Source organism: uncultured Amaricoccus sp., assembly GCF_937891315.1.
GTDB lineage: Bacteria > Pseudomonadota > Alphaproteobacteria > Rhodobacterales > Rhodobacteraceae > Amaricoccus.
The window spans coordinates 1-3,605 of record NZ_CALAGI010000012.1 but is presented as its reverse complement, the minus strand read 5'-3'; the positions used below and the strand labels follow the sequence as shown (position 1 = coordinate 3,605).

Genomic DNA, 3,605 nt, shown 5'->3' with positions numbered 1-3,605 from the left:
GACGAGGGTCCAGGTGCCGTCCTTGATCTCGAGCATGCGGAAGGCCGAGAGGTCGAAGCCGAGATGGTCCTCCGGAGTCATGGTGACGACGCCGGTAGTGCCGGCGAGGCCGGAGGTCTTCTCGATCGCATCGCGGATGTCGGAAGGCTCGGTGGAGCCGGCCCGCTTCAGCGCGTCGACGAGGATCGCGAAGGCGTCGTGGGCATAGCCGCCGAAGGTCGAGGGCGCCTCGCCGTTGGCGGCGGTGTATTCGGAGACATAGGCGTCGACGACGGGCTTCTGCGGATCGTCGGCGGCGAGAAGGTCGCCGACGAGGAGCGCGGTGCCGGGAAGGCGGACGCCTTCGGCGGCGGCGGGGCCGGCGAGGTCGATGAAACCCTTCGAGGCGACGCCGTGGCTCTGGTAGAGCGGCAGGCCGACGGCGAGCTGCTGGTAGTTGCGGGTGACGATCGACGGACCCTGCCCGAAGCCCGGATTGAGCACGGCCTCGATGCCGGCGGTGCTCTTGATGTTGGTGAGCTGCGGCGTCATGTCGGCGTCGGTCGGGCCATAGCTCTCGTCGGCGAGGATCTCGATCCCGTAGTCGCCGACGACGTCGAGGCACTGCTTGCGCATCGAGGCGCCGAAGCCGTCGGTGCCGGAGATCAGGCCGATCTTGGTGATGCCGCGCGCCTTCATGTCCTCGAAGATTTTCTGGCAGGCCATGCGGTCGGTGTGCGGGGTCTTGAACACCCACTCCTTGACCGGGTCGATGATCTCGATGGCGCCCGCGAGCGAGATGAAGGGGATCTCCGCGTCCTCGGCCACGGGGATGATCGACATCGAGGCGCCGGTGGTGGTGCCGCCGATGATGGCGACGACCTCGTCGTCCTCGACGAGGCGGGTGGCGAAGGTGCGCGCCTTGTTCGGGTCGCCGCCGTCGTCATAGAGCGTGAGCGCGATCTCCTCGCCGTTGACCCCGCCGGCGGCGTTCACCTTGTCGACGAGCATCCGCAGCGTCTTGGCCTCGGGATCGCCGAGGAAGGCGGCGGGCCCGGTCTCGGAGAGCGTGGCGCCGATGCGGATCTCGGCCGAGGCGGCGCCGGCGAGACCGAGGGCGGCGAGCGTGGCGAGCGCGGTCAGGGTCTTCATGGGTTTCCTCCCCTAGAGTTTTTTAGGTGCTTGCTTGATTTCAGGCGGCGACGGGCCGGCGCCACATGGCGCGGACGAAGCGCCCGGCCACGAAGGCCCCGTCGGTCAGGCTGGCATTGCCGGCCGGGTTGAGGCCGGTGACGTGAAAGTCCGAGAAGGCGGCGGACTGGTTGACGAAGATGTTGCCGGTCAGGTTGACGGAGAGGTTGACCCCCGCGCGGGCGAAAGCGTCCGCGGCGGCGAGGACGCGGGCTTCGTCGGTGTCGTAGAGCGCGGCGGTGATCGCACCCTTCTCCTTCGCCAGCGCCGCCGCGCGGGCGACGCCGTCCTGGGGGCTGTCGACGGCGACGACGAAGGCGATCGGGCCGAAGCGCTCCTCGCCGTAGGCCGCCGCGTCGGCGGCGTCGACCGCGAGGATCAGCGGCGATGCGGTGCGGCCTTCGCCGACCGGCGCGCTGTCGCGGACCACGCGGCCGAGTGCGCGGGCCGCGGCGATCCGCTCCAGCGTGGCGGGATTGGCGATGGCGCCGGCGACGCCGGCGGCGCGGGCCGGGTCGGCCAGCAGCGCATCAACCGCGGTGGCGATGCCGGCCGCGACCGCGTCGAAGGACTTTGGGCCTTCGTCGGTCTCGATGCCCCCGCGGGGGACGAAGATGTCCTGCGGGGCGGTGCACATCTGGCCGGAATAGAGCGAGAGCGAGAAGGCGAGGTTGGCGCACATTCCTGCGAAGTCGTCGGTGGCGGCGATGACGATCGAATTCACCCCCGCTTCCTCGGTGTAGACGAGGGCGTCGCCGGCGTTGCCGCGAACCCAGTCACCGAAGGCGTTCGATCCAGTGTAGTCGATGATCCGCACCGCCGGATGCCGCGCGAGCGCCTTGGTGACCGGTGCCTCGGGCGAATCGGCGGCGAGGAGCACGACGTCGCGCGGGAAGCCCTCCTCGGCAAGAAGGTCGCGCAGGACGGCGACGGTCAGCGCCAGCGGCAGGACGGCGCCGGGGTGCGGCTTGACGATGACGGTGTTGCCGGTGGCGAGGCTGGCGAAGAGGCCGGGATAGCTGTTCCAGGTCGGGAAGGTCTGGCAGCCGATGACGAGCGCGACGCCGCGCGGGACGATGCGCCAGTGCTTCTCGATGACGAGCGGCGCGGCCTTGCCCTGCGGCTTCTGCCAGATCGCCTGCGCGGGGGCGCGCCGCATCTCGGTCCAGGCAGTGGCGACGGCCTCGAGGCCGCGGTCCTGCGCATGCGGGCCGCCGGCCTGGAAGGCCATCGCGAAGGCCTGGCCGGTGGTGTGCATCACCGCGTTGCCGATCTCGAAGCTCATGGCATTGAGCCGCTTCAAGGCCTCGACGAGCAGGCCCACGCGGACTTCGGGCGCCGCGGTCGCCCAGGCGGACCCGGCCGATTCGGAGGCTCCGACAAGGGTCTCGACATCGGCCGCGGGATAGGTAATGCCGAGCTCCGGACCGAAAGGGGACATCTCGACGCCGACCCGATGCGATTCGGGGTGCCCGGGGAGGTCGAAGGCGGCGCCGAGGCGCGCCTGATAGGCGTTCCACCCGTCCTCGCGGGCTGTCTCGCCATAGATCTTGCCGCTCGGAACCTCTGGAAAAGGCGTCCAGAATCCGCGGTTGGCCAGCGCGGCCACCGCCTGGTCGAGCAGGGGCCGGTTTTGGTCGAAGAGCGTGGTCATCGGCGTTTCCCCAGCATGTTTATTGCTTTCATAATTGACTGACCGGTCGGTTTATGCAATTGATTTTTTCAATGAACCGCGAACAGCGGTGCCGGGAGGGAAAGCCGATGACGGAAGCCACGACCTTGTCCGAAACCGTGCGTGTCGCGCTTGAAGCGGGGGTGCTGACCCTTACGCTCAACCGCCCGGACAAGCTTAACTCATTCAACGAGGAGATGCATCTCGCGCTGCGGGCGGGTCTCGATCGCGCCGCCGCCGATCCGGAGGTGCGCGCAATCCTGCTGACCGGCGCCGGACGCGGGTTTTCCGCCGGCCAGGATCTCGGCGACCGCGACCCGCGCAAGGGCGGCCCGGCGCCGGACCTCGGTGCCACGCTCGAGACCTTCTACAACCCGACGCTCCGGCTGATCCGTTCGATCGAGAAGCCGGTGGTCTGCGCGGTGAACGGCGTCGCGGCCGGGGCCGGCGCCAACATCGCCTTCGCCTGCGACATCGTGCTGGCGGCGAAGTCCGCGAAGTTCATCCAGGCCTTCTCGAAGATCGGCCTCGTGCCGGACGCCGGCGGCAGCTGGTCGCTGGCCCGCATCCTCGGCGAACCCCGCGCCAAGGCGCTGGCGCTTCTCGCCGAGCCGATCGGGGCCGAGACCGCCGCCGACTGGGGCCTGATCTGGAAGGCCGTCGACGACGCGGCCCTCCTCGACGAGGCGGGGACGCTGGCGAAGCGTCTCGCCGCCGGCCCGACCCGCGGCCTCGGCCTCACCAAGCGCGCGATCCAGGCGGC

Annotated in this window: 3 protein-coding genes; 1 reads left to right on the top strand and 2 read right to left on the bottom strand. The window is 69.8% G+C overall.

The window, feature by feature from the left end; translation table 11 throughout:
- Positions 1–1,131 (bottom strand): ABC transporter substrate-binding protein (locus tag Q0480_RS00815; protein WP_299129724.1); only part of this gene is annotated, 1,131 nt, incomplete at its 3' end.
- Between the two features lie 40 nt (positions 1,132–1,171).
- Positions 1,172–2,824, bottom strand: a complete 1,653-nt coding sequence (gene paaN / locus Q0480_RS00810; RefSeq protein WP_299129722.1) for a phenylacetic acid degradation protein PaaN — start codon at positions 2,822–2,824, stop codon at positions 1,172–1,174.
- 107 nt (positions 2,825–2,931) lie between these two features.
- Between paaN and Q0480_RS00805 the strand changes: the two genes are divergently transcribed.
- Positions 2,932–3,605: enoyl-CoA hydratase-related protein (locus Q0480_RS00805; protein WP_299129721.1), on the top strand; the 674-nt coding region annotated here is incomplete at its 3' end.